The sequence below is a fragment of the Rhodococcus sp. BS-15 genome, from assembly GCF_000813105.1.
GTDB lineage: Bacteria > Actinomycetota > Actinomycetes > Mycobacteriales > Mycobacteriaceae > Rhodococcoides.
The window spans coordinates 1-2875 of record NZ_BAOX01000433.1 but is presented as its reverse complement, the minus strand read 5'-3'; the positions used below and the strand labels follow the sequence as shown (position 1 = coordinate 2875).

Here is a 2875-nt window from a genome sequence, read left to right as displayed (position 1 = left end):
AGGCGGCCTTGCCGGTCCAGCCGGCCGGGGGGAGCGGCACCGGAGGTCACGACGCGAATCCTCGGATCACCGTTCGCAGCCGCGCGGGCAGCGGACGCCGTTCCGTCGGTCGAGTCGTCGTCGAGGACGATGACTCGCAGATCTGTGCACGATCGTTGCCGCGCGAGATCGCCGATCAGAGCAGGAAGCGTCGCGACCTCGTTGCGGGCGGGAATGCAGACGACGACGCGCTCGGTGACGTCCTGCTCCGGGGATCGCAGGCTCGGCATGAACCGAGAGTTGAACACCGATACCGCGGCCGACGCCGTCGCGAGGACGGTTGCGGTCTCCGTCATTCGCGCGAGCAGGCGGTCTCTCACACAGACGTTCTGTCGCTGGAGCTTCCGGACTCGGTTCCGCGTGACCCGCGGCTCCGCAGCGGTGGGTTGCGCGACACCCAGGCCATGGCCCCGACGATGGCGGCGACGCCGACCGTCACGCCGCCCACGATGCCGGCCCAGCCGGCGAAGCTTCGGGTGTTGGGATCGGGATAGTTGACCTCGGCGCGCATCGAGGTGACCTCGCCTGCCGGCAACTTCCACGAGATCGAGTTGTCGCTCTCGCGAGTGCCGTTGGTGGTGCCGATGCGGGCCGGGAACGCGATGGTGAACTGTACGTCCGAGCCTTGAACCGGAACGGAGGACAGATCGGCGTTGCCTGCCAGAGTGACGGTGTCACCCGAGCGCTGCAGCGTCAGCTGGAACGATCCGGCCGCGTTCTGGAAGATCGAGCCGAGGGTCTGCACGTCGCCGAACGAGAGATCGTCGAAGATCGCCTGCGACCCGACGTATCCGTCCTGGTTGTACGGCTCGACGCGAACCTTGTCCTCGATCGAGGAGGGAACCACCAGTTCCGGGCCGGTGTCGGAGTCCGAAGTCGGCACATTGGCTGCCACGATCTGACCTGCGACACGGTCGTTCGCCGACACGCCCATCGTGACCTGCACGCGCAGGCAACCGGCCAGCAACGGCGCGACCAGCAGCGCCAGTGCGACCACCGAGAGAACACGGCGGCGGTGGGTTCGATGAGATGTTCGCGATGTCGACTGCACAGCGACATCGTGCCAGGGCATCGAGGTGCTGTCAGTCGGCAGGGGTTGTCAGCGAGGCGCGTCGGGCATTCCACCACAGGCGGGCATTCCACAACAGGGGTATGCCGACGACGCCCATGACGACGAACCCGTACACCGCCGAGTAGCGAAGCTCAGGACCGTCGAGGAATACCGCGTGCGCGAGCGCCGACCCGAGCCACGTCCACAGGAACAACCCGATGGGCACCGCGTCGTCGGATGGCCGTGGGCGACCGACGGCGCGGTCGAGCGATTCCATCACCGCAGCCATCAGCGTGGCCACCACCAGCCAGCCGAGGTAGTTGGTCAACGGAATCGACGGCACTCCTGGTAGCCCGACGGAACCGGCGGTCCAGGTCCACTGTCCGTCGGTGACCATCTGTGGATCGAGGTAGAGGTCCCAGCCGACCATCCCCACTGCCACCGCCGCGATTCGGAGTGCGGTGGCGCGCGCCTGCGTCGTGTCGAGACGTCCGACGACGAAGGTCACTGCGCACCAGATCGGGTAGAACCCCGCCGTCCACGCCAGGGGAACCACGACGGGCACCTCGAACAGGCTCGGGCCCAAGCGATTCTGCGCGTAGAAGTACTCGCCGAACGGGATGCCGGTGGCCGTGCCGACGAGTTCGGATGCGAACCCGGTTCCGGCGGTCACGACGACCAGAATGGTGGCCCACACGACGCCGCGGTTCAGCGCCGCGTGCAGGATCGACGCGAGCGCGAGCAGCGCCACCACCGCCACCGTCACTGCGTCCCTCGTCGACCCCGACACCAGTGGGTAGACGATCTGGCAGCCGACAGCAGCGGCCGCGACGACGATCGGAACGACCTTCATTCCCGTTTCCTTCCGAAGAACGTGCGACGACGGGCTGCGCGGGCGTCGGCGATCGCAATTCGCGCCGCCGACCGACCACTGGCCGCAGTGACTCCTCCGCCGGGGTGGGTCGATGCGCCGGTGAGATAGAGCCGGTCGGCACCGGGGACCCGATGCCCGGCCAGTTGAGGATGCGGCCGCCACATCATCATCTGGTCCAACGACATGTCCAAGTGCATGATGTTGCCTCCGATCAGACCGAGCTCACGCTCGATGTCCGGCGGCGATTGAACGAACCGATCCAACACCGATGCCGCGAAACCGGGTGCGTACCGGTCCAGTTCGGCGACGATCCGATCCGCCTCGAACTCGGCCAACGAGCGCTCGCCCGGTACGTTCGATCGCCACTGTCTGCCGTCGGCGAGGGTGTGGGGATGCCACTGCGACCACAGTGAGATCTGGTGCTGTCCCGGCGGCGCGATGGTGGGATCGAGTGCGCTGAAGGACATCCCCAGCACAGCCGGGGTGGGCGGCAGGTCGCCGGCCAGCGCGTGCCCGTGCGCCAACCGCAACTGGCTGCGGTCGCGTACCAGCAGCGCCAGACCATGGGTGCCGTCCTCGATCCGGTCGGCGCTCGGGTACATCGGTAGGGCGTCGGTGGCCAGTCTGACCGCGGTACCTATTCCTGGCCCGACGCGTATCGTGCTGCGCCACCGCGCGATCTGCGCCGAGTCGTGTCCGCCGGCTTCGAGAAGGTCGAGTGTGGTCACGATGTGGCAACCGGCCACGACGATGCGGCTGTCGATCTCCCGTCCCGACGCGGTCCTGGTGGTCCAGCCGTGCGAGCGGCGTACGAGCGAGGTCACGGCGTCGCCGAGCGTCAGTTCGGCACCGTCGCGCTGCAGCCGAGCGATCATCGCCTCGGTCAGTGCGCCGCTGCCGCCGACGGCGCG

The 2875-nt window shown here is 67.9% G+C and carries 4 protein-coding genes; all 4 read right to left on the bottom strand.

Annotation, left to right across the window (positions count from 1 at the left end; genetic code table 11):
- Positions 1-335: glycosyltransferase (locus tag RHBS_RS26335; RefSeq protein WP_237669780.1), on the bottom strand; the 335-nt coding region annotated here is incomplete at its 3' end.
- Positions 336-355: 20 nt separating this feature from the next.
- Complete coding sequence (locus RHBS_RS26330; protein WP_183130131.1) at positions 356-1111, bottom strand: DUF3153 domain-containing protein; 756 nt, start codon at positions 1109-1111, stop codon at positions 356-358.
- A gap of 10 nt (positions 1112-1121) precedes the next feature.
- Positions 1122-1943: a carotenoid biosynthesis protein gene (locus RHBS_RS26325; RefSeq protein WP_121869610.1), complete on the bottom strand. Its 822-nt coding sequence runs from the start codon at positions 1941-1943 to the stop codon at positions 1122-1124.
- The coding region (locus RHBS_RS26320) for an NAD(P)/FAD-dependent oxidoreductase (RefSeq protein ID WP_145977623.1) at positions 1940-2875 on the bottom strand (936 nt) is incomplete at its 5' end. The genes RHBS_RS26320 and RHBS_RS26325, both read right to left, overlap by 4 nt.